Raw genomic sequence first — 247 nt, forward strand, 5'->3', positions numbered from 1 at the left:
GACCCCATTCGGCCAGCGCCTGCTGCACCGAATCCGCGTCCAGTTGACCGGACAGCACCGTGACCGGGATGTTCCACCGCCGCTCGTCGGACAGGGGCAGTCGGTCGATGGGCACCGTGCCGGGCACGTCGACCACGCGCTCGGCGATGCGGCGCCGGGTGTCGTCGTCAAGGTCGGCGATGTCGGGCTCGTCGAAGAAATCCCACCCGGGGAACGGCACGACGCCGTCCACGACGGGGAATTCGGA

1 protein-coding gene is annotated in these 247 nt (G+C 69.6%); it reads right to left on the minus strand.

All coding sequences use genetic code 11. From position 1 onward, the window contains the following. Positions 1 to 247: hypothetical protein (locus tag ACZ3HG_RS24495; RefSeq protein WP_465335089.1), on the minus strand; the 247-nt coding region annotated here is incomplete at both ends.

This window comes from Erwinia sp. PME.40.26/001 (genome assembly GCF_055556675.1).